Origin of the sequence: Euzebyella saccharophila, from assembly GCF_014855495.1 — a bacterium.
GTDB classification, from domain to species: Bacteria; Bacteroidota; Bacteroidia; order Flavobacteriales; family Flavobacteriaceae; genus Euzebyella; species Euzebyella saccharophila.
On the sequence record NZ_JACYFJ010000008.1, the window covers coordinates 1 to 22,562 of the forward strand.

Genomic DNA, 22,562 nt, shown 5'->3' on the forward strand with positions numbered 1-22,562 from the left:
TCCGAACAGGGAAGTTAAGCCCGCCAGCGCCGATGGTACTGCTACACCAAGTGGGAGAGTAGGTCGCCGCCTTTCTTACAAAAGCCCCTTCACAAAATGTGAAGGGGCTTTTTTTATGGGGTGTACTTACTAAGAAATTGTTATAGATTAGTCTTAAGTGTCCAATCAGAACTAAACTTCTTTCTTCTTTATCTATTATTTGGTACCAAAAAGTGGTTTTTTCTTATTTTTAACTAAAGTGTATTGAATATAATTCAATTTATACTTAGTTTTAAAGAAGAACACACAACCAATGAATATCAATTTTGAATTAACCCCAAAGGACTTATTGGATAAGTGTAATAACCTTTGGTCACACTCTTCACAAAAGATCAAAAGCATGCATGCAGGGTTACAGGGAAAGAAAGGTTCCCCTGTAGTTACCGTAAATGGTATTTATGAGCCCAGAAGTTGGACAGATTGGACACAAGGCTTTCAGTATGGGTCTGAACTGTTTCAGTTTGATTCAACCGGAGATAGTTTCTTTCTCAATATTGCTATAGATAATATTAAAAACCAAATGACTTCACACGTTAGCCATTTTGGAGTTCATGACCATGGTTTTAACAATCTCAGTACTTATGGTAATTTATTGCGCCTAATCAATGAAGGGAAGGTAGATAAGAATGATTGGCTTAAGGATTATTGTCAATTGGCATTAAAACTATCTGCATCGGTACAGGCCCAAAGATGGACCCATCTTCCGGTTGGGGGATTTATTTATTCTTTTAATGGACCACATTCCTTGTTTGTTGATACGGTGAGGACCATTCGGATTTTAGTGGCGGGTAGAATGTTAGGACACGAATCTTCTTCAGAAAATGATATTCACATTAATTTGTTGGAGCGTGCTTGTATGCATGGTATGGTAACTGCCAAATATTCTATTTTTTATGGTGAAGGAAGAGATGGCTATGATGAGTGGGGTAGAACGGCGCATGAAGCTATATTCAATACCAATGATGGGAATTTTAGGTCCCCTTCTACACAGCAGGGATATAGTGGTTACTCTACTTGGACAAGGGGTCTGAGTTGGGCAATGCTCGGTTTTGCAGAGCAGTTGGAGTTTTTGCAGAGTGTAGGTCAATTGGCAGAGCTCGATGATATTGGCGGTAAGGACCTAATTATGAAAACGTACCTTAGGGCGGCCAAGGCTACTTGTGATTTTTATATTGAAAATACAGCAAAAGATGGAATCCCATATTGGGATACCGGTGCACCTGGTCTTTCTAATTTGAATGATTGGCGAAATGTGAATTCCCAACCTTTTAATGACTTTGAACCTGTAGATAGTTCTGCGGCAGCTATTGGTGCTCAGGGCCTCCTACGGTTGGGCAACTATCTAAAAGATATAGATAAAGAGAACTCGAAAAAGTATTTTTCCGCAGGATTAACAGTTGCTAATACGTTATTCGGTAATCCTTATTTGAGTTCAGATACCGACCATCAGGGTTTATTACTACATACCATTTATCATAGGCCTAATGGCTGGGACCACATTCCCGAAGGGAGTAAAATACCTAATGGAGAGGCATGTATGTGGGGAGATTATCATGCTAGAGAGTTGGCTTATTATATTCAAGGAATGGCCACTGAATCATATTACTACACTTTTTACAAGGATATAATTTAAATGGCACAAAAAATAACAAGAATAGCCCAGCTTAAGACTACCAATGACTTCCTTGGACATGCAAAAAAAATAAAGGCAGAACTTCCGTTTAAAGAGACATTAGCCTCAAGCGGAACGTCTTCCTTGGGAGAATCAATAAAGACAGCTACGGGATTCAATATAGGCAATAGATTCTGTATTCTTCCTATGGAAGGCTGGGACGGAACTAAAAATGGTCTGCCCACCGATCATACCAAAAGAAGATGGCACAACTTTGCCATCAGCGGGGCTAAATTATTATGGGGATGTGAAGCGGTCGCCGTTAGGCCAGACGGTAGGGCAAATCCTAATCAGTTAATAATTAACTCCCAAAATCTTCCCGCGTTCAAAGAACTTTGCAAAAATCTTCGCAATGACCATCGAGAGAAATTTGGTGATGATTCGGATTTGGTTATCGGATTGCAACTAACCCACTCGGGCAGATTTGCAGTTCCTAATGAAGATAGGGCTAGGAAGCCATGGATTTTGTATGATCACTCCATTTTGAATGACAAATTCAATTTGTCCAAAACCCATCTTCCAATGACGGATGATGAAATTGAAAAACTGATCCAAGATTTTATAAAAGCGGCACAACTGGCCAAGGAAGCCGGTTTCCAATTTGTAGATATTAAACATTGTCATGGATATTTGGGACACGAGTTTTTAAGTGCCAAAACAAGGAAGGGTAAATTCGGTGGCTCGTTGCACAATCGATTGCGATTTTTACGGAGCATTGTAGAAGGCATAAAAGAAACCTCTAATATTCCAGTGGGCGTGCGACTAAGTGCTTTTGATTTCATTCCCTTTGAGAAGGATAAAGGTAATATTGGAATCCCTAAAACAATTGAAAGTACGTATAAAGAAGGCTTTGGCGTTAATGGGGACGGTACGCATATTGACCTTACAGAAGTATTCGAGTTACTGGAGGAGTTTGAAAAAATGGGAATTGAAATGGTCTGTATAACCGCCGGTAGCCCTTATTATACGCCACATATCACTCGGCCGGCTATATTTCCTCCTTCTGATGGATATTTACCACCAGAAGATCCATTGGTTGGGGTGGCCAGACAAATTAAAGTAACTGCAGAACTAAAAAAGAAATTCCCCAATATGGTTATCATCGGCTCTGCCTATTCCTATTTACAGGAATGGTTGCCTAACGTAGCCGAGTCTGTTATTGATAATGGCATGGCAGATTTTATAGGCCTGGGGAGAATGGTTCTTAGCTATCCTAATATGCCCGAGGATATTCTACAGGGAAAACCTTTGGTTAAAGGAAAAATATGTAGAACTTTTTCTGATTGTACAACCGCACCAAGAAGTGGAATGATTTCCGGATGTTTTCCGTTGGATGCCTATTATAAGAAAATGCCCGAAGCCAAAACTTTAAAGGAAATTAAAAAAGAAGTAAGGTTATGAGCAGAAATGTCCTTATTACAGGAGGTTCCCGTGGTATTGGGCTTGCCATCGCCAAAGAACTTGCCAAAAATGGGTATCACTTGGCAATCAATGGGGTTAGGGATGAACATTCAGTAATTGAAGTGTTAGAAGATTTAAAGCAATATGGAAGCAAAATAATTTACTGCCAGGGCGATATTTCATCAAATGAAGATCGAATAAAAATTCTGCAACAAATTAAAAAAGGTTTAGGTGTATTGCACGTGCTAATTAATAATGCAGGTGTTGCCCCAAGGGAACGAAAAGATATTTTAGATATGTCTGCCGATAGTTATGATCGGGTAATGGACATTAATCTTAAAGGCCCTTTTTTTCTTACGCAAGAAGTAGCCAAGCAAATGCTGCAGAGGAAAAACGAGAGGTCAGATTTTAAGGGCTGTATTGTTAATGTGTCTTCTGTCAGTGCCCACACAGCTTCCGTGTTTCGTGGGGAATACTGCATATCCAAGGCGGGTATGAGTATGATGACCAAATTGTTTGCAGTACGATTGGGAAAGGAAGGTATTCCAGTTTATGAAGTGCAGCCGGGAGTAATTGAAACGGATATGACGGCTGCTGTTTTGGAGAAATACCAGAAAATGGTACATGAGGGTTTTACTTTGGTCCCTAGGTTGGGCCAACCCGGCGATGTGGCCATAGCCGTAAAAGCATTGGTGGAAGGTAATATACCTTACGCTACCGGGGAAACGATAAAAATTGATGGAGGAATGTCTATACCTACGTTATAACTATGGCTACTAACCGCAAACGATCACTTTTGATTTTAGATATTTTGGCGGGCTTACTTTTTGTAGGCTCTTTTACGCCGATGGTCATTCCCATGGGTAAAAATGAGCCAAACTTTATGGGCATACCCTACACGATGTGGATGGGTTTTGTGGTGAGTGTTCTTTTCGTGCTATTGGCCTATGGGGTTTCCAGAATACAAAAAAGAAATGACCATGCTGACTAATTTTTTAATTGCCAGTGCCATCTATTTGGTGGTCTTGATTTTCTTGGTAAGAAGAACCCGGATCAAGGATAAAACTACTTCAAACTATTTACTGGGAGGCGGGAATATTGGTTTTGTCATGGGACTTTTTACTACCGCCGCAACCTTGTTCAGTGCTTTTACGGTAGTAGGTATGCCCGATTTTTTCAGAACACATGGTGTGGGAGCATGGATATTTTTAGCAGTTTCCGATACCATGATGGTCTATGGATTGATTAGGGTAGGGGAAATTCTTAGAAAAAAAGCAAGACATCTTGATTTTAAAGGAATGTCTGGGTTAATGGTCTCTACATACGATTCTAAGCTTGCCGGTTATGTAGCTTTTGGTGGGGCAGTCGTCTTCTTGATTCCTTATATAGCGGTTCAAATAAGTGGCATATCCATTTTCTTGAATGCGGCATTTCCTGATGTGGTGCCTGTTTGGGTATGGAGTCTTTCCATTGTAGCTGTGATGATTATTTATAGTGAAACCGGTGGTTTGAGGGCTATTATGTATAACGATACGCTACAGGGAATCATGCTTTTTTTTACTATCTGGATTGTAGGTTATAACTGTATTGAACATTTTGGAAGTATTGAATCGATGTTTGCAAAGGTGGAAAGTGTCAATAAAGAACTTTTATCCGTTCCCGGACCTAAAGGGTTGTTCTCAGCCCAGTTTTTTATTATTTCGGCATTGGCGATTATCTGTCTTCCCTTTACACAACCCCAGATTTCAACCCGGGTAGTTATAATGAAAAGCAGCTCTTCCTTACGAAAAATGGCCATTGGTCTGGGTGTAGTGGCCATATTGGTAATATTGCCGACCTTATTTATGGGCATGTACGGGGCAGTGCTTTACCCTGAAACTTCAACACAAGATTTTATTGGTCATGTACTGCTTCATGATCAAGCGGCAGGAATCGCCGCTTTAGGACTCATTGGATTAGTGGCAGCTGCGATATCTACGTCTGATTCCCAAATTTTTGCCTTGGGTAGTGAATTAAGGTCGCTTATACACATAGAAGACAAAAAGGCAATTTCCATTACAAGGGTTTTTATTGTGGTATTTGGCGTCTTGGCACTGATTTTTAGTATTGTAAGCACAGAACATCTAGTTTTGTTGGCGCGTACTAGCTTTACAGGAACCGCAATGATGGCGCCTATGATTCTAACGGGTATCCTAAGTTCTAAAAAGCTGTCTCTTCTGATGCCAATATCCACCTTTGCGGCATTATTATTCTTTGTTTTTTCCAAGTTGGGATGGCTGCCTAGTTCAGTTTTAGGTCTTCAAATGGAACTTGTCCTATTTGGTATTTTAGTTTTGGCGGTAGTTCTTGAAAATTTGGTGTTTGGTAAAAAAGTTCGCTCCTGATTATTAAAAAACAACCCTCGGTCGTAACCGAAGGTTGTCTTCACTATTAACTAACTACTCATGTGTAGATGAGTGTTTTTCTAAATTCCATTGGAACTTAGTATCCAGAATTCTGCTCTAGATTAGGATTGTTCTGCATCTCTGAGGTTGGTATCGGGAATAACAGTTCGCGTTCAGATAATGCTTTGTTGGGTAGGTAGGTATAGGTGTGACCTACAAAATCTTCCAGCATATTGGTAACAGGGTTGTATGCTTTTCTCCATCGGGCCATGTCAAACCAAGTCTTGTTTTCAAAGCTGAGTTCATGAATTCTCTCAATACGAACAGCTTCCCTGAAGGTTTCTTGAGTTAAACCGGCCAAGTCCGGAACTTCCGCACGTTGCCTGATTAAATTAACAGCCTCATAGGCATCGGCACTTGGGCCGGAACCGGCTTCATTGGAAGCTTCGGCATACATCAAAAGCACATCGGCATAACGATAAATACACCAATTTAAATCAGATTGAGCCGATTCTTCATTGGCTGCAATATCAAAATGTTTGAATAAATAGGGAGCTCCCAAATTGATGCTGTCGTTTCTATCGGCCTCTAAAGAATAGCTCCTAAAATAGAATTCCTTTTCGTTCGCTCTTTTGTCACCGTCTTCATAGGAATCCGCAAATTCGTTGGTGGAAAATATTCCTCCGGTTTGTGCGGAATAGGCAGAAATGCCCAGGTTATAGGGTAAAATACCCGGTTGCCAGTTACCGGACTGGATGTTGGCAGCGAATTGAGTCATAAATATGTATTCTCCAGTATTCTTTGTTGCCGGATTATGAAGGTCATCGTAAGAATCGAAAAGAGAAAATACTCCAGAATCGATTACTTCTTTCGCTTTATTTGCAGCAAGCTGATAATTTTCAGTCTGTTGCAATGGATAGCCTGCCATAGTAAGGTACACATCGGCTAAAAGTGTTTTGACCGCTCCCATGGAAACCCTGCCAGATTCATCCCTCCAAGGTAAAGTAGAGTTTTCTGCCTCGGTAAGGTCTGCCACGATTAAATCGTAAACAGCTTCAGCCGTTGCTTGTTCTGGATATAGGTCTTCTGAAGTTAAATCTACTGAGCTTGTTATAATAGGAATATTGCCAAACATTCTAACCAAACCAAAGTAATAGTAAGCCCTAAAGAATTTAGCTTCTGCTAGATAGTTCTGTTTTTGCGCCTCATCCATATTAATTTCCGGAATTTTCTCAATGGCCAAATTGGCCCTGGAGATACCGGTGTAATATTCGTTCCAAAAGCTATTCCCGTAGCCATTATCAGAAGTGTTGATCAAATCTTTCACCAAATAAATATTGGTGGCTTGCCCTAACGCCGTATTGGCCAAACCAGTGGCAAACTCTAACATCATCCATGTGCCTCCTCCAAAGCCACTACTGGTAATGGGAACCAATGGTTCATAAATACCGTTTACGGCACTTTCGGCATGCTCTGCCTTTGTAAAATAAGTATCACTGGTGAAGTTAGATTCGTCTTCTTCATCTAAAAAGTCACTACAGGCCACAAAGCTGGAAACAGCGGTAAGTACGGCCATAGTTTTTATGAGATTTCTATAGATTTTCATTGTTTTTTCTTTTAATAAATTATAGTCCAACATTTAGTCCTACCATAAATGTTCTTGGTCTTGGATAATCATATAGAGAGAATCCTTGGTCAAAGGCACCACCTCCATTGGAACTTTCTGGGTCATAACCAGGAAATTTGGTGGATACAAAAAAGTTCTGAACAGATGTGTAAAGTCTTAGACGGTTTAGGTGTAGGCGTTTTACCAGTTCTGGTTGAAATACGTACGACAACATTAGGTTTCTACCTCTTAAGAAAGAAGCATCCTTTAATTTGCCAGAGTCATTGTTGGTGTCGTATCCAGCGGCAATAGGCCTTATTTGTGCAATGTCCGTATCTTGATTGTCCGGCGTCCAGGCGTTCAGAACGGTAGCAAAACTATTGGCTATGGTCTGGCGATCTTCTGCAGAGTGCTCGTCCCTATACATAATACTGTTGCCATATTGGAACTGAAGGTCTACCAATAATTCCAAATTACCATATCTAAAAGTATTGGAGAACGTACCAAAGCCATCCGGAATACCTTTGCCGATAATGGCCCGATCTTCACTATTGATTGCACCGTCGTTGTTCAGGTCACGATATTTGATATCACCAGGTAAACGGTCATAAATAGCCGCTTGGTCTGCTTCATCGGTATTCCAGGTTCCCTCATCAATATACCCAAAGAAGGTACTTAACGATTCACCCTCACGTATTAAAGTAGATCCTAAGAAAATATCGGATCCACCGGAAAGGGCAATCACTTCATTTTTGTTGATTGAAATATTAAAATTAGTATTCCATCCAAAAAGTTCGTTGTCTACATTAATGGTATTTAAGTTGATTTCAATACCCTTGTTCTCCATACTTCCAACGTTTCTAAAAACATTGCTAAACCCACTAGTTGAAGGTACCGGAGCATTTAAAAGCATGTCCGTTGTCAGTTTTCTGTACAAATCGATTTCAAGGGCTATCCTATTTTGAAAAAGTCCCAATTCCAGTCCGGCATCTACTTGTTCCGTACGTTCCCATTTAAGGTCTGGATTGGCCATACGTTGTGGAATGGTATAGGAGGCTCGGTCTCCGCTAAAAATTACGGTTCCATTGGTTAAACCTGCCAACGCTCGGTAGGCGGGAATCTCCGAGTTTCCGGTCGCCCCATAACTTGCCCTTACCTTAAGATTGGAAATGGTTTCGTTTTGAGAAAGAAAATCTTCCCCGGAAACCCTCCATGCCAATGCTGCCGATGGGAAAAAGGCAAATTGATTTTCGGGACCAAACTTTGAGGAACCGTCGGCCCTACCAGTCAATGTAAGCAGGTATTTATTCTTGTAATTATAATTAACACGACCAAAATAAGAATTAAGTCCGTAAGCAATTTTACTTGAGGTTGGTGTTTGAGGGTTGGACCCTGCTCCCAAGTTATTAAAGCCGTAAAAATCATCTGCGAATCCACGGGTCGTTGCACGCGCTGTGAATTCATCAATATGCTGCCAAGAAAGACCGAGCATGGCCGTTAAGGAATTATCGGCATTAAAGTCCTTATTATAGGTTAGGTAATTTTCAAACTGCCAAGAGTTATATCTGCTGTTTTCAACATGAGCGGCACCATCAGGTCTTGCAATGTAACGCAGCTCCCTTCCCCCATAGTAATCATTTCTTTGATTAATAATATTGGTACCTATGGTGGTTCTTAACTGTAAGTTTTTGTGAAGGGAGATATTGCTATAGAAATTTCCCAATACTGTTTGGGTTTTCAAAAAATACCTACGGTCGTTGGCAACGGCAACGGGGCTACCGCCGCCTTCCATACCTGGGTAGTCTATGTTAGAGCCCCAAGAACCATCTTCGTATCGAACTGGTATAATAGGTAAAGCTTCAAAAACTTGACGCATGGTAGTAATACCGCCACCACCTAATTGGTCAATTTGTTTTTCGTTTTGGTCGTTGTAACTTAAGCTACCGCCTACTTTTAGCCAATCGGTAACTTCGGTGTCCAAGGTGAATCTACCAGAATATCTTTTCAACCAAGATTCTACAATAAGGCCTTCTTCATCCCTGAAACCCATGAACAATCCGTAATTGCCTTTTTGGGTTCCGCCGGTAAAGGATAGTTGGTGGTTTTGGGTAAAAGAAGTTCTAATGGCTTCGTCTTGCCAATCAGTATCGTAAAGGGGATTTCCTTCCGAATCGAACAACCTTGGGTCTGTTCTTTTGGTGGTTGGATCGGTATAAGCACCGCCAGCCCAACCTGCGGGATCGTATTTTTCGGCATTGGCGTAAGCAATCTCCTCCACTCTTAAGAATTCTTCAGAATTCAATAGGTCTAACTTTTTAGGAAGTGTACCTATGCTAAAATCTACATCATAATTTAAACGGGTAGACCCAGTTGAAGTACCGCGTTTAGTGGTGACCAAGATAACACCGTTAGCCCCTCTAGCTCCGTAAATTGCTGTAGCCGAAGCATCTTTTAGTACTTCGATGCTTTCAATGTCATTAGGGTTCATATAGTCTATGGGGGTACTGCCATTAGGGAGATCCACGGCATTTAAGATAACCCCATCGATTACATATAGGGGCGTGTTGGCGATACTTACAGAAGTATTACCACGAATACGAACCACCGTTCTACCACCTGGTCTACCAGATCCCGAGGTAATGTTGACACCGGCTACTTTACCGGCCATTGCTTGGTTTAGGGAAGCCGCAGGTCTTTCTGCCAGTTCTTCTGACTTGACAGAACCAACAGCTCCTGTTAAATCACTTTTCTTTTGGGTTCCATAACCAATGACCACTACTTCATCTAAGTGTGCGGCATCTTCTTGTAATGATACATTTATGGATGTTTGTCCGTCCAAGGCTATTTCTTGACTGGCAAAGCCAATATAGGATATCACTAAGGTGGCGTTGGCAGTGCTGATTTCCAGCTCAAAATTTCCGTCAAAATCTGTTTGGGTTCCGTTGGAGGTTCCCTTTTCGATAACGCTTGCGCCGGGGAGTGGCTGCCCGTTATTGTCAAGAATGGTACCCGTAATCGTGCTTTCTTGATAAAGAACGGAGGTCTCCGAATTCTTTTTCTCGCTTATGGAGGCCTCGTTCAAAGACGGGGAGTTTCCATAAGAGGCAGTACACAGGGCCAACGTATATAGGCTCAGGTAATGCTTTTTTAATAGTAGTCTCTTCATAATGTTTAGGATTGAGTTAAATGACTTTGTCAAATAATAATGACAATCCCAAAGTTATATTCATACACTACCTGAGTCTACCTCTTACATTGCAAATAGTTCTATTTTTTTGTCATTGAATTGCAGGAATGTTAAAATTTGAATGACAAAAAAGTGTTGTTTGTAAAAATAGGAGCAAAAAATTATGGTATTATTTAAAAGGATGTTCTTTTAACAATTCATCAGAGGTATAGAATCCTTGTTTATCCTTTATCTTTTCCCGTACTTTTTTCACCATATCGGGAGTGATTACCGATGCTTCGTTACCAAATGAGTTTCTAACAAACGTAAGTACCGATGCCATTTCTTCATCATTGAGCATTCCACCAAATGGGGTCATAGGAACCTGTCCCGGAAATTTTTTTCCGTTTACCTCAATAGGTCCTATCATTCCTTTAAGTGTCAGTTTTATCAACCTGTCTTGGTTGCCGGTTACCCATTCTGATGAGGCTAATGGAGGGAAACCTGAACTTTCCAAGCCTTTACCATCTGGTTGATGGCAAGTGGCACAAAATCCTTCCCGCTCATAAATCTCTTGACCTGCGAGCAACAGTTCCAACTCTTTACCTTTTAAACTGGTTTCAATGGTTTCCTTAGGTTCTTCACCTAAGTTATGGTCGTTTAAGTGGGCTAATGCTGCTTCATAGGGTCTTTTCATCCATTGGTCCAAGCCTTTCTTACCGGCTTCGGTCACAATAGGAATTCCATCTTCCTTATCCATCCATGAGGCGGCAACAAGAGTAGCCAACCGTACCCTAGGATGATTATCCTTTGCAGATTCCATTAATAATTTGGCTTTGTTGGGTACTTGGTTTCCACTAAATCTTAAAACGCCCACAGCTGCTGCCCTTGCTTTAAAATCGTCGGCCTCTAAAAGAGTCTCCAACAGGTTTTGGTCAATATCGTTCAAGCCCCAAGTAACCCAAAGGGCCTCTAAAAGATGATGCTCATATTTTTCATCCTCTTTATCAAGCTTGCTCACCCATTCTCCTAATTTCGTAAGCACTTCGTTTTTATCCCTAGCCCTCAATTCCCTTCGGGTTCTATACCTTGTCCTATATTCCGGAAGTTTAAGATTTTCCAAAAGTTCGTCTATGGTGGCCCCGTCAACCTTTGCAGGAGTAACTAAAGGCTTGGAAGGATAGGTCACTCGGTATACCCTACCGTGAGCATGATCTCTAAGTGGATCCCGGGCATTGTGTTGCATGTGCCCGATAAGTACATTGCTCCAGTCAATAAAGTAAAGTGAGCCATCTGGGGCAAACTCCATATCCACCGGTCTAAAATTCTTATCGTCAGAGAAAATCAAGTCTTGTCTGTGCTTGCTTAAATAACCTGCGGAATTGGGGTCATCAACCATGGTATGTTGCTTTGTTCCCAAGAAACCTATGGTATTGTTGATTAAAAGGTCTCCTTGAATATTCTCTGGAAAATGACTGCTGGAAACAAACTCTAAACCCGAAGTTGGTCTTACCCTATGCTTATCCTCAATAAGGTTTTGAGGGTTAGGTGAGGCTTGGCCATATCTAGGTAAGATAGACCCGGGCATCATCCATGTCATATCGGGACCACTGGTGTGTGCAAAAAAGTATTGCCCCCAGTCATCAAAGGCTATACCCCATGGGTTGGGAATAGACAATTGTGCCGTTCTTTCCAAACGATGTTGTTGGGGGCTATAGCGGTAAAAACCACCGTTGGTGGCCCTTACCGGACCGTATGCGGTTTCTACATTGGTATGTAGAAAAACCCCTTCTCCCATGTAGATGGCGCCGGACGGGTCCGTCGTAAACGCGCTGATTGCGTGATGGGTGTCATGATCATCGAACCCGCTAAGGATAACTTCGGTTTCATCTGCTTTGTCATCCCCGTCCGTGTCTTTTAGAAGTACCAAATTGGTGCCTTGGGAGACATAAACCCCCTCCGGAGCAAATTCAAAACCGATGGTCAAGTGTAGTCCATCTGCAAAAACCGTTTGTTTGTCCGCTTTATTGTCACCATCCGTATCCTCAAGGATCAAAAGCTTATCATCCGGTTTGGAATCTCCTGGTTTATAATGGGGGTAGCTGGGCATGACCCCCACCCAAAGTCTTCCTTTGTTGTCAAAAGAAATTTGAACTGGATTGGCCAAATCGGGAAAATCTTGCTCAGAGGCAAACATTTCTACCTTATAGCCGGGAGCTACATTAATTTTGGCGAGGGCATCATCCCCATATAGATATTCAGGGGTGCCATTTTTATCGCTTACTTTATAGTTGGTTTTTACTGGCGGAAGTTCCCTTGTTTTGGAATCTGCTGCTGCCAAATCCATTTTTTTGCCATTAAGTGCTTGCCAAATAGCAGTATCCCTAATAGCGGTCATTTGCTTTATCTTCTCAATTTCATAAGGGTAATTGTCGGGGCCAAAGGGGTCATAACGTCTTCCATAGGCGTGAACCCCATTTGGAATCTTAAAATCATTATGCCAGAACCAGTTTTTTTCGTTGACAGCTTCTTGAACTAATTCTTCATTGACATTGGAAGTTTTATCCGCTCCAAAAATTTCATCGGCCAATAAATCAGCCAATTTTTTATAACCATAATCATTTAGCTGAAATCCGTCATTTGTAATATGCTGTTCTCCGGTAGCCATCCAATTTTTACTTGGCTCAAAAGCGTCTACAAACAATACACTATCTTGTGCGGCTACCTCTCTCATGGCATCTGTGTAAAGCTTTAGGTTTTTATTCTCCTCTATGCCATTAGGGAGGTCCATTTCATTTGATAAATCTTCAAAAGCAATAGGGGATACTAGGGCTAGTTGGGGTGCGCTTTTACCATTGTATTTCTGGTTTTTGGTATGCTCAATAAAAGCCCTTAATTCATTTTTGTAATTTTCCAACCCATCTGGACCGTTAAAAGACTCACTGTATCCAAAAAAAGCAATGATAATATCGGCTTCCAGCTCCGTAAGCCATTCATCTTCGGTTGGAAAATGCCCCACACTATTCGAGTTATTAGCAAGTTCATTTTGATGGAATTTTTCCGCTCCTGGGAATGCCCAAGGTGATTTTCTGGAAGAGTGTGGTCTAAAACCAGGGGTATTACCGCCATCTCCCATATTTCTAATGAACAAGGAGTCATTTGGGTATCGCAATTGCATTTCCGTTTCAAAATGACCAAAATGAATCATTCTGGATGCAAGGTTGTTTCCTATTAAAACAATGTGAGAGTTGGGTTCAACATGAAGCCTAGGGCCTTTGTCAGTCTCGCAACTTTGTAAAAAAACAAGGGACAACACTAAAATTGGGAGTAATCTCGCGGTAAGGAATCTACTTAAAATTTTCATTATTGTACGGTAACGGTAAAGAGGTTAGAATTAGGTTTTTGGTTAGTTTGGTTTCGTTCGGTAATGCGGTTTTCGATTAAATCAGGTGCTGTCCTGAACTTGAATTGGAATATTCTTAAAAACGATAAATTTTCAAACGTTGTAGTTGTCAAATTCGCAATCAAAAGCTTTAAAAATCACCATATTATTGATTCAAGTTGTAAATTTAAAACACTTTTTCAAAAAAGATTTGCCTTTTTTTGCTAAAAGGTGGTATTTTTTTGTCATATATTTATCCAAATTTCAATTTTAAGAGAAATTTATGAGTACTCCAAGTATTGAAAAAACACTTACGGCAAAAGAGACTTTTATATTTAAAGATTTGGTAGGGCCTCATTTTAACCCTATTTGGCATTTTCATCCTGAGTTTCAAATTTCTTATATCGCCAAAGGTCAAGGAACTCGGTTTGTTGGTGATCATGTGCACAATTTTGTGGAAGGAGATTTGGTAATGACAGGTCCAAACCTTCCTCATTTATGGAGGAGTTATGACCCTTATTTTGAGCCGGATAGCAACCTAACAACAAGGGGTCTAGTAATTTATTTTGATCATGATTTATTTAGCAAATCGCTATTGGGGAGGGAAGAATTTTATACCATTAACAAACTTGTTGAAAACTCTTTTAGGGGTATAGAGTTTTATGGAGCTACTCCTGGTAAAATTTATAAACTCTTGATGGAAATCTCCCAAGAGAAGGGGTTTAAGAGAATTTTGAAACTACTTGAAATATTGGATATTTTGGCCCACTGTCCCGATTTCTCATTATTGTCCAGTCCTAGTTACGTAAACTCATTTAAAGGAGGCGATTCCGAAAAAATGAGTATGGTGTACGATTATGTAATGAGCAATTTTAGGGAAAAGATTGCTTTGGACGAAGTAGCGGAAATGTTGAACATGACCACCTCTTCCTTTTGTAGGTATTTTAAGCCAAGAGCCAACAAAACCTTTACAAGATTTGTGAACGAAATACGAATCGGACATGCCCGAAAATTACTCTTGGAAGACAATTTTAATATTTCTCAGATAAGCTATGAATGTGGTTTTAATGCCCTGTCTAATTTTAACAGGCAATTTAAGGCAATTACGGGCTTGAGCCCCCATGAATACAGACAAATGTTCCTAAATATGCAAAATAACGAAAACGATTGAGATGAAAAATAGGGGTGGTCTTTGATAAAATATAGGAACTCTGTAAAATAGTTAAACTTTAGATTTGTAAAATTCCCTTTATATAAAATAACCATTAATTCTTGTATAGTCAAGGTTCGTGATTTCAGTCAAAGGGAGATTGAAGAAACTGAGACCTAACAAATGTAATTTTTTATGAAAATAGGAATGAACATGCTTCTTTGGACCAACCACGTAACCGAAGAGCATTTTGGAATAATAGATACTTTAAAAGAAACAGGTTTTAATGGCATAGAGCTATTTTTAGGGGAGGGTGACGAGTCGCACTATACCAAGCTGGGCAATCATTTTACGGATATTGGCATGGGAGTGACCGCTGTAGGGTCCTTATCCCCTGAGCAGAATATTGCAAGTGAAAACAAAGACTACCGTGAAGCCGGCCTGGAAAGGCTAAAATGGACCATAGATGTTGCGGCGGCCGCGAATGTGGAGGTCATATGCGGTCCTTTTCATTCTACTTTTGCATTCTTTACAAGAAAGCCGCCTACCATGGATGAAAAGAAGTGGAGTGCAGAGATGCTTCGTAAAGCAGCCGAATATGCATCTGGGTCAAACATAATTTTGGCGCCGGAGGCCGTCAATAGATTTGAGTGTTACCTGTATAATACCATGCAAGATTTAAAGACCATGGTAGAATTGGTGGATCATCCCAATTTGGGAGCTATGTATGATACACATCACTCCAATATTGAAGAAAAAAATCAAGAACAGGCTATAAAGACCATTGCACCCTACCTCAAACATGTTCACATAAGTGAAAATGATAGAGGTACTCCTGGCAGTGGTCAAGTTGATTTTAATTCGGCATTCAAAGGATTACGAGATATTGATTATGACGGTTGGCTTACCATAGAAGCGTTTAGTACCGTTATTCCAGAATTTGCCAATGCTATCAATGTTTGGAGGGATTATTCCCCTTCAGAGGAAATTTACACCAAGGGCTTCCAACTGATTAAGGAAGGAATGAAAAAATAATACAAACCAAAACCAAAAACATACCATGAAAAAGATATTGCCCCTTTTTATATGCATTCTTATGTTCGCCTGTAAGGAGGAAAAAAAAGAACAGGCCCAAGTAGATGAACAGGAAGAGGTAAATGATGGTCCTATTCAATGGCTCACATTTAATGGGGAAACTAATGGAAAAAATGTAGTTCTCATTTCAGGGGATGAAGAATATAGGTCAGAGGAGTCTATGCCACAATTGGCAAAAATTTTGGCTGAACATCATGGTTTTAATTGTACGGTCCTTTTTGCTCAAGACCCTGAACAGCCAGGGTTGGTCAATGCCAATTATGTGAATCATATTCCGGGGCTGGAAGCTCTTGATAAAGCCGATTTAATGATAATTTCGACCCGTTTTAGAGCTCTTCCAGATGAGCAAATGAAACATATTGATAATTACTTAATGGCTGGTAAGCCGGTTATAGGTCTAAGAACGGCCACCCACGCCTTTAATTTTAAGGAGGAGGACGTGTCTTCCTATAAGCACTATGGCAACTATTATGAGGGAGAGAAAACAGAATGGGAAGGCGGTTTTGGAAGGTTGGTGTTAGGTGAAAACTGGAGGTTTCACCATGGTCATCATAAACATCAAAGTACATTGGGTGTTGTTGTGGAGGAGGCTAAATCCACAGGTCTTCTCAACGGAATTTCTGACGGGGACGTTTGGGCCTCCGCAGATGTATATGGTGTTCGATTGCCCTTGCCGGGAGATTCCCAACCTGTGGTCTTGGGAAAGGTAATGAACCGCAAGGGAGAATTTGATGAAAATGATATGTTTTTTGGGATGAAACCTTCGGATGATGAGGTAGCCAAAACCAATAATAACGGAGACGATGTAAGTGCCCCGCTCATGCCCGTTGCGTGGACTAAAAGTTATCAACTTCCGGGAGGCAAGAAAGGTAAATCCTTTACTTCAACAGCTTTTTCTGCAGTTGATTTAACCATTGAGGGCACACGAAGACTGGTAGTAAACGCCGCCTATTGGACCCTTGACCTTCTGGTTCCAAGTAATGCTAAAGTGGATATAGTGGGCAGTTATAAGCCAACACAGTTTGAGTTTAGAAAGGATGAATATTGGCCACAAACCAACTTAAGGGTAGAAGATCTAAAATAAGAAGCACGTATGGGTGTCAAGCTCAATTTTGCAAATCGTTTTCTGATACTTAATTGCCTAATTTTCACTTTCTCCTGTAGTGAAAAAAAGGAGAAGGAGGTAGAAGCGGTGAAACCTAATGTACTTTTCATTTTGGTTGACGATTTGGGTTTCAAAGACCTTAGTGCTACAGGCAGTTCTTTTTACGAAACCCCAAATGTTGATTCTATAGCAAAGGAGGGAATGCAGTTCACACAGGGGTATGCTGCAAGTAGGGTTTGTAGCCCGTCACGGGCAAGTATCATGACAGGTAAATTTACGGCAAGGCATGGCATTACAGATTGGATCGGTGCCAAAACCGGTACCGACTGGAGGGAGCACGGGCACCATGATCAATTATTGCCTGCCGAATATGTTCATGCGCTGCCAAAAGAAGATATTTCCATCGCAGAAGCTTTTAAGGTCAATGGCTACAAAACTTTTTTTTCAGGCAAATGGCATTTGGGCGATGAAGGAAACTATCCTGAAGACCACGGTTTTGATATCAATATTGCAGGTTGGGACAAAGGAAGCCCAATGGGAGGCTACTTTTCTCCTTGGAACAACCCTAAGCTCCCCATTAAAAAGGATGGCGAAAATCTTTCGATGAGACTGGCACAGGAGACAGCGGATTTCATAGAGCAAAATAAAGACGTCCCATTTTTTGCATTTCTATCCTTCTATGCGGTCCACGGGCCAATTCAAACTACGCAACCAAAATGGAAAAAATATAGGGATAAGGCCCATAAGCAGGGGATAGCTAAGGAGGGGTACGAAATGGAAAGGGTTTTGCCCATTAGAACAGTTCAAGATAACCCCATTTATGCAGGCTTGGTTGAAAGTATGGATGATGCCGTGGGAGTGGTTTTGGAATCACTCAAAACTAGCGGTGTAGCTGATAATACTATTGTGGTTTTCACTTCAGACAATGGAGGGGTGGCTTCAGGAGATGCCTTCTCCACTTCAAATTTACCGCTAAGAGGGGGTAAGGGGTACCAGTGGGAAGGAGGGATTAGAGAGCCTTTTTTCATAAGGGTACCGTGGTTGGCAATCAAAAGCAAGAAAAGTGATTTCCCTGTTACCGGAGCCGATTTTTTCCCAACCCTATTGGATTTAGCTCAATTGGAACAGTTGCCTGATCAGCACAAAGACGGGGTGAGCCTTAAACCTATTTTAGAAGGAAAAACACTCAACCTAGAACGTCCCCTATATTGGCATTATCCCCATTATGGCAATCAAGGAGGAAACCCATCCTCCATCATAAGGTTGGGAGATTGGAAGTTGATTCATTACTGGGAAAACGATTTTGAAGAACTTTATAATTTGGGGGAAGATCCTAGCGAACAAAACAATGTCATTGGGCAACACAAGCAAGTTGCACAAAAGTTGAGCAGTCAACTCTTAAACTGGTTGAAAGAGGTAGGCGCTCGACTTCCTGAGAAAGACGAAGAATATAATGCGAATTTGGCGGCCAAGCGCCATCAATATATGGTGAATGAAAAAATGCCGGCATTGGAGAATCAGCGAATGGATTTCTTGTCCGAAGATTTTCTGCCAAATAAGGATTGGTGGGGAAGCATGATTACAGAAGATTAATTTTTCAATCATTAAATATCCAAAACTTTGAAATCGTTTTTTTACTTAATCACCGTTTTACCTCTACTATTTCTAAGTTGTAAAGAGGAATCTAAACCATCAACTGGTTCAAAAGAGGTGTCCAAACCCAATTTTGTATTCCTTTTTGCGGATGACCAAACTTTTGAGAGTATCCATGCCTTGGGGTTCGATGAAGTACATACGCCCAATCTGGATCGATTGGTGAACAATGGCTCATCCTTTAGCCATGCCTATAATATGGGCGGTTGGAACGGGGCTATATGCGTAGCTTCTAGAGCAATGATTATTTCTGGTTCCTATATCTGGAACGCCCAAAAGAAAAGCCAGAAATGGAGACAAGGTGATTCCCTTGCCCTGAACCAAACATGGAGCCGTTTATTGGAAAAAGAGGGATATGATACTTACATGACCGGTAAATGGCATGTAGAAGCTCCGGCAAAGACTATTTTCAACGATGCACGGCATATTAGGCCGGGAATGCCAGGGGATAAAAGAGGTGAACTAGGAGCGGCAATTAAGAAATGGAAAGAGGAATCGGGGGACATGAAAGATTGGAACGATTATATGCCCATTGGTTATGGCAGGCCAACTGGTCCGGAAGACCGGGATTGGTCCCCTACGGATACCCTTCAAGGTGGGTTTTGGGAAGGTGGTACCCATTGGAGTGAAGTCGTAAAGAACGATGCGCTTTCCTTTTTGGATATTGCCAAGGACAAAGACAATCCGTTTTTCATGTACCTGGCTTTTAATGCCACCCATGATCCAAGGCAGGCTCCACAACGTTTTATGGACATGTACCCATTGGAAAATATCAGGGTTCCCGAGAATTTCCTGCCAGAATATCCCTGGAAAGAAGAAATAGGAAACGAGCCCGGTCTTAGGGATGAGGCGCTGGCCCCTTTCCCAAGAACAAAATATGCCGTAAAAGTGCACCGTCAAGAATACTATGCTCTTATCAGCCATATGGATGAACAAATAGGAAAAATTTTGGATGCTCTGGAGGCAAGCGGAAAAATGGATAATACCTATATCTTTTTTGGAGCCGATCATGGACTATCCGTAGGGCATCATGGTTTGATCGGTAAACAAAGTATGTTCGATCATAGCGTACGTATTCCCATGATGGTTATGGGGCCCAATGTGCCCAAGGGAAAGGTGTTTGGTCAAGATGTTTACCTACAGGATATCATGGCCACTACTCTAGAATTGGCAGAGGTTGAAAAACCGGATTATGTACAGTTCCATAGTTTTATGGACGTGCTCGAGGGAAATAATACAGAAGGCCATTATTCAGATGGTGTCTATGGCGCATACACCCAAGTTCAGCGTATGATCAGAAAAGATGGTTATAAGTTATTGGTATTTCCCACGATGGAAAAGGTGCTTCTATTCGATATGAAAAAAGATCCTTATGAAATGAACGATTTGGCTGAAGAGAAAGCCTATTCCGATAAGGTGAAGACTATGTTTTCAGAATTATTGAAACTTCAAGAGAAATATGAGGACCCTCTATCTTTGCAACATATATATGAAAAGCTGTCCAAAGTTTAACTTGATTTATCCAATTTTGATTTATAAACAACATTGGCTACCAACCCCGATACTATCAGGAGAATTCCTATAAGACTGTACATAGTGTAGACTTCCCCCAACCACAGAAAACCTAAAATACCGGTAAACAAAACTTCTAGGTACTTCAAGGGAGCTACTAAATTGTTGGCGGCAATCTGAAACGCTTTCGTCATAAAAAACTGCCCAACAAAGCCAAATAAACCCAAAGCCAAAAAGATGGCCCAGTCCAGCCCTTGGGGCATTTGCCATACGGGAATGGCCATTACCAGGCCAAAGGAGGTAGCTGTAAACATAAAGTAATTGATAATGATAATTGGATGATCTTTTTGACCAATTTTACTAATGCAGATATACACCAAACCACTCAGCACAGCGGCCGATAAAATGAGGGTAAGCCCAATATTATTTACATTGCTATCAAATCCTTTAAGAATTACAACTCCGGCAAATGATACAATGAAGAATAACCATTGGGGAGCCTTGATTTTTTCTTTAAGAAAAAAAATAGCAAATATGGCGGAAAAAATGGGTGCAAGGTAGCGTAAGGACACGGCAGTAGCAGCGGATAGGTATTTCATGGATGCGAAAAAAAGAGTCATAGAGGATGTACCCGTTATGGCTCTAAGCACAAGAAGTTTTCTTTCGTTCCCCAATATATTCAACCTTAATTTTTTCACTAGGGCCATGGTTATGAGGAGCGACCCAAATCCCCTGAAAAAAACTATTTCATAAACGTTGTATTCCACAAGTTGCTTCACCAAGGTATTCATTAGCGTAAACGCCAAGGCACCTAGTGTCATGTACAATAAGACTTTTTTTAAAATCATCAATATTCTAAGGCATTTGAAAAATAAAAAAATCCAACCCGAGGTACGGGTTGGATATCTAATATTGCTAATGAATATTTAAAAGACTACACCCCTGGTAGATCTCCCTCTCCTTTTAAAGGAAGAGATGAGCTGCCCATTAAATATTTATCCACGTGATGAGCTGCTTGCCTTCCTTCGGAAATGGCCCAAACAATAAGGGATTGTCCTCTTCTTTGGTCTCCAGCGGCAAAAACACCCGGTACATTTGTCTTGTAATCATTTTCAGATGCCTCAATATTGGTTCTAGCATCATGCTTAATACCCAATTGGTCAGAAATAGTAGTTTCAGAACCTGTAAAACCAAGGGCCAATAAGGCCAATTCACATTTCCACTCTTTTTCCGTGCCTTCAACTTCAATTAATTGCGGTCTTTGGCCGGGAACTGTTTTCCATTCCACACGAACCGTTTTTAGGGCCGTTAGCTTACCGTTCTCATCCGTAACAAACTCCTTGGTATTGATCAGCCAATTACGTTCTACCCCTTCTTTATGGGAGCTAGAAGTTTTTAATTGCAAAGGCCAATAGGGCCATGGTGTGCTTGGAGACCTGTCTCCCGGTGGTTTAGGCATAATTTCAAAATTCACCACGGATTTTGCACCATGTCTATTTGAGGTTCCAATACAATCTGAACCAGTATCACCACCACCAATGACAATCACATTCTTATCAGTTGCCATTACTTGGTTTTCTACTTTTTTTCCTAGAACCACTTTGGTCTGCTGGGTTAGAAAATCCATTGCCTGGACCACACCATCAGCATCAATACCTGGAATAGGTAATGACCTCCTTTTGGTGGCACCTCCTGCCAAGACTACGGCATCATACTCCTTAATTTCCTCTACTGGAACATTTTCACCAACATGGGAGTTGACCTTGAATTGAATCCCTTCTTCCTTTAAAATGTCTACCCTTCGGTCAATAATGTTCTTTTCCATTTTAAAATTTGGAATTCCATAACGCAAAAGTCCACCGATTTCATCGTCCCTTTCGTACACGGTTACTAAATGCCCAGCTCTGTTCAACTGCTGTGCGGCCGCCAAACCAGCAGGTCCTGAGCCTACAACGGCCACTGTTTTGCCGGTACGTTTCTTTGGAGGAACTGCTTTGATCCAACCTTCGGCAAAGGCCTTTTCAACAATGTTTTTCTCTATGTTTTCTATGGATACAGGGTCTTCAATAATCCCCAATACACAAGACTGTTCGCACGGTGCTGGACATAATCTTCCCGTAAACTCTGGAAAATTATTGGTGGAATGAAGAATAAGGGATGCCTTATGCCATTCTCCTTGGTGAACCATATGGTTAAAGTCTGGAATCAGATTCCCCAGCGGGCATCCACTATGGCAAAAAGGAATACCGCAATCCATACATCTGGAGCCTTGCAAACCTATTTCTTTTTCATTCATAGGTATGGTAAACTCCTTGTAGTGGCCTACTCTTTCTTTTACAGGAGTATAGGCCTCATCCTGTCTTTCGTATTCTTTAAATCCGGTAATCTTTCCCATAA

15 protein-coding genes and 1 rRNA gene are annotated in these 22,562 nt (G+C 41.1%); 11 read left to right on the forward strand and 5 right to left on the reverse strand.

The window, feature by feature from the left end; genetic code table 11:
* From rrf to IL355_RS17555, 6 genes are all read left to right on the forward strand, one after another.
* A 5S ribosomal RNA gene (gene rrf, locus IL355_RS19470) occupies positions 1-75 on the forward strand; the annotation flags it as partial.
* A gap of 304 nt (positions 76-379) precedes the next feature.
* Positions 380-1,672 (forward strand): hypothetical protein, encoded by a 1,293-nt coding sequence (locus IL355_RS17535; protein ID WP_225621319.1) that lies wholly within the window; start codon positions 380-382, stop codon positions 1,670-1,672.
* Positions 1,673-3,112: an oxidoreductase gene (locus IL355_RS17540; RefSeq protein ID WP_192463400.1), complete on the forward strand. Its 1,440-nt coding sequence runs from the start codon at positions 1,673-1,675 to the stop codon at positions 3,110-3,112.
* Positions 3,109-3,879 (forward strand): 3-ketoacyl-ACP reductase, encoded by a 771-nt coding sequence (locus IL355_RS17545; protein WP_192463401.1) that lies wholly within the window; start codon positions 3,109-3,111, stop codon positions 3,877-3,879. The genes IL355_RS17540 and IL355_RS17545 overlap by 4 nt, the downstream gene beginning before the upstream one ends.
* Before the next feature lie 2 nt (positions 3,880-3,881).
* Complete coding sequence (locus tag IL355_RS17550) at positions 3,882-4,103, forward strand: hypothetical protein (protein WP_192463402.1); 222 nt, start codon at positions 3,882-3,884, stop codon at positions 4,101-4,103.
* The gene (locus IL355_RS17555; protein ID WP_192463403.1) at positions 4,093-5,496 is read left to right on the forward strand and encodes a sodium:solute symporter family protein; all 1,404 of its coding nucleotides are present in this window, start codon (positions 4,093-4,095) and stop codon (positions 5,494-5,496) included. The genes IL355_RS17550 and IL355_RS17555 overlap by 11 nt, the downstream gene beginning before the upstream one ends.
* A 97-nt stretch (positions 5,497-5,593) precedes the next feature.
* Here IL355_RS17555 and IL355_RS17560 read toward each other — a convergent pair whose 3' ends face one another.
* The 3 genes from IL355_RS17560 to IL355_RS17570 form a co-directional block, all read right to left on the reverse strand.
* Positions 5,594-7,102 (reverse strand): RagB/SusD family nutrient uptake outer membrane protein, encoded by a 1,509-nt coding sequence (locus tag IL355_RS17560; RefSeq protein ID WP_192463404.1) that lies wholly within the window; start codon positions 7,100-7,102, stop codon positions 5,594-5,596.
* A 19-nt stretch (positions 7,103-7,121) separates the two neighbouring features.
* Positions 7,122-10,268: a SusC/RagA family TonB-linked outer membrane protein gene (locus IL355_RS17565; RefSeq protein WP_192463405.1), complete on the reverse strand. Its 3,147-nt coding sequence runs from the start codon at positions 10,266-10,268 to the stop codon at positions 7,122-7,124.
* Positions 10,269-10,458: 190 nt separating this feature from the next.
* Positions 10,459-13,476, reverse strand: coding sequence for a PVC-type heme-binding CxxCH protein (locus IL355_RS17570; RefSeq protein WP_225621320.1), 3,018 nt, complete (start codon positions 13,474-13,476; stop codon positions 10,459-10,461).
* Positions 13,477-13,933: 457 nt separating this feature from the next.
* Between IL355_RS17570 and IL355_RS17575 the strand changes: the two genes are divergently transcribed.
* The 5 genes from IL355_RS17575 to IL355_RS17595 all read left to right on the forward strand — a co-directional run bounded on the left by IL355_RS17575 (position 13,934) and on the right by IL355_RS17595 (position 20,165).
* Positions 13,934-14,821, forward strand: a complete 888-nt coding sequence (locus IL355_RS17575) for an AraC family transcriptional regulator (RefSeq protein WP_192463407.1) — start codon at positions 13,934-13,936, stop codon at positions 14,819-14,821.
* A 174-nt stretch (positions 14,822-14,995) separates the two neighbouring features.
* Positions 14,996-15,835: a sugar phosphate isomerase/epimerase family protein gene (locus IL355_RS17580; protein ID WP_192463408.1), complete on the forward strand. Its 840-nt coding sequence runs from the start codon at positions 14,996-14,998 to the stop codon at positions 15,833-15,835.
* Positions 15,836-15,860: 25 nt separating this feature from the next.
* Complete coding sequence (locus IL355_RS17585) at positions 15,861-16,979, forward strand: ThuA domain-containing protein (protein WP_192463409.1); 1,119 nt, start codon at positions 15,861-15,863, stop codon at positions 16,977-16,979.
* A 9-nt stretch (positions 16,980-16,988) separates the two neighbouring features.
* Entirely contained in the window at positions 16,989-18,593 is a 1,605-nt protein-coding gene (locus IL355_RS17590; protein WP_192463410.1) for a sulfatase, read from the forward strand.
* 27 nt (positions 18,594-18,620) lie between these two features.
* Positions 18,621-20,165 (forward strand): sulfatase-like hydrolase/transferase, encoded by a 1,545-nt coding sequence (locus tag IL355_RS17595; RefSeq protein WP_192463411.1) that lies wholly within the window; start codon positions 18,621-18,623, stop codon positions 20,163-20,165.
* Here the strand turns inward: IL355_RS17595 and IL355_RS17600 are convergent.
* Both IL355_RS17600 and IL355_RS17605 read right to left on the reverse strand, forming a co-directional pair.
* Complete coding sequence (locus IL355_RS17600) at positions 20,162-20,986, reverse strand: DMT family transporter (protein ID WP_262892193.1); 825 nt, start codon at positions 20,984-20,986, stop codon at positions 20,162-20,164. The two genes, IL355_RS17595 and IL355_RS17600, sit on opposite strands and share 4 nt — an antisense overlap.
* Before the next feature lie 113 nt (positions 20,987-21,099).
* The gene (locus IL355_RS17605; RefSeq protein WP_192463413.1) at positions 21,100-22,560 is read right to left on the reverse strand and encodes a glutamate synthase subunit beta; all 1,461 of its coding nucleotides are present in this window, start codon (positions 22,558-22,560) and stop codon (positions 21,100-21,102) included.
* Positions 22,561-22,562: the final 2 nt, after the last annotated feature.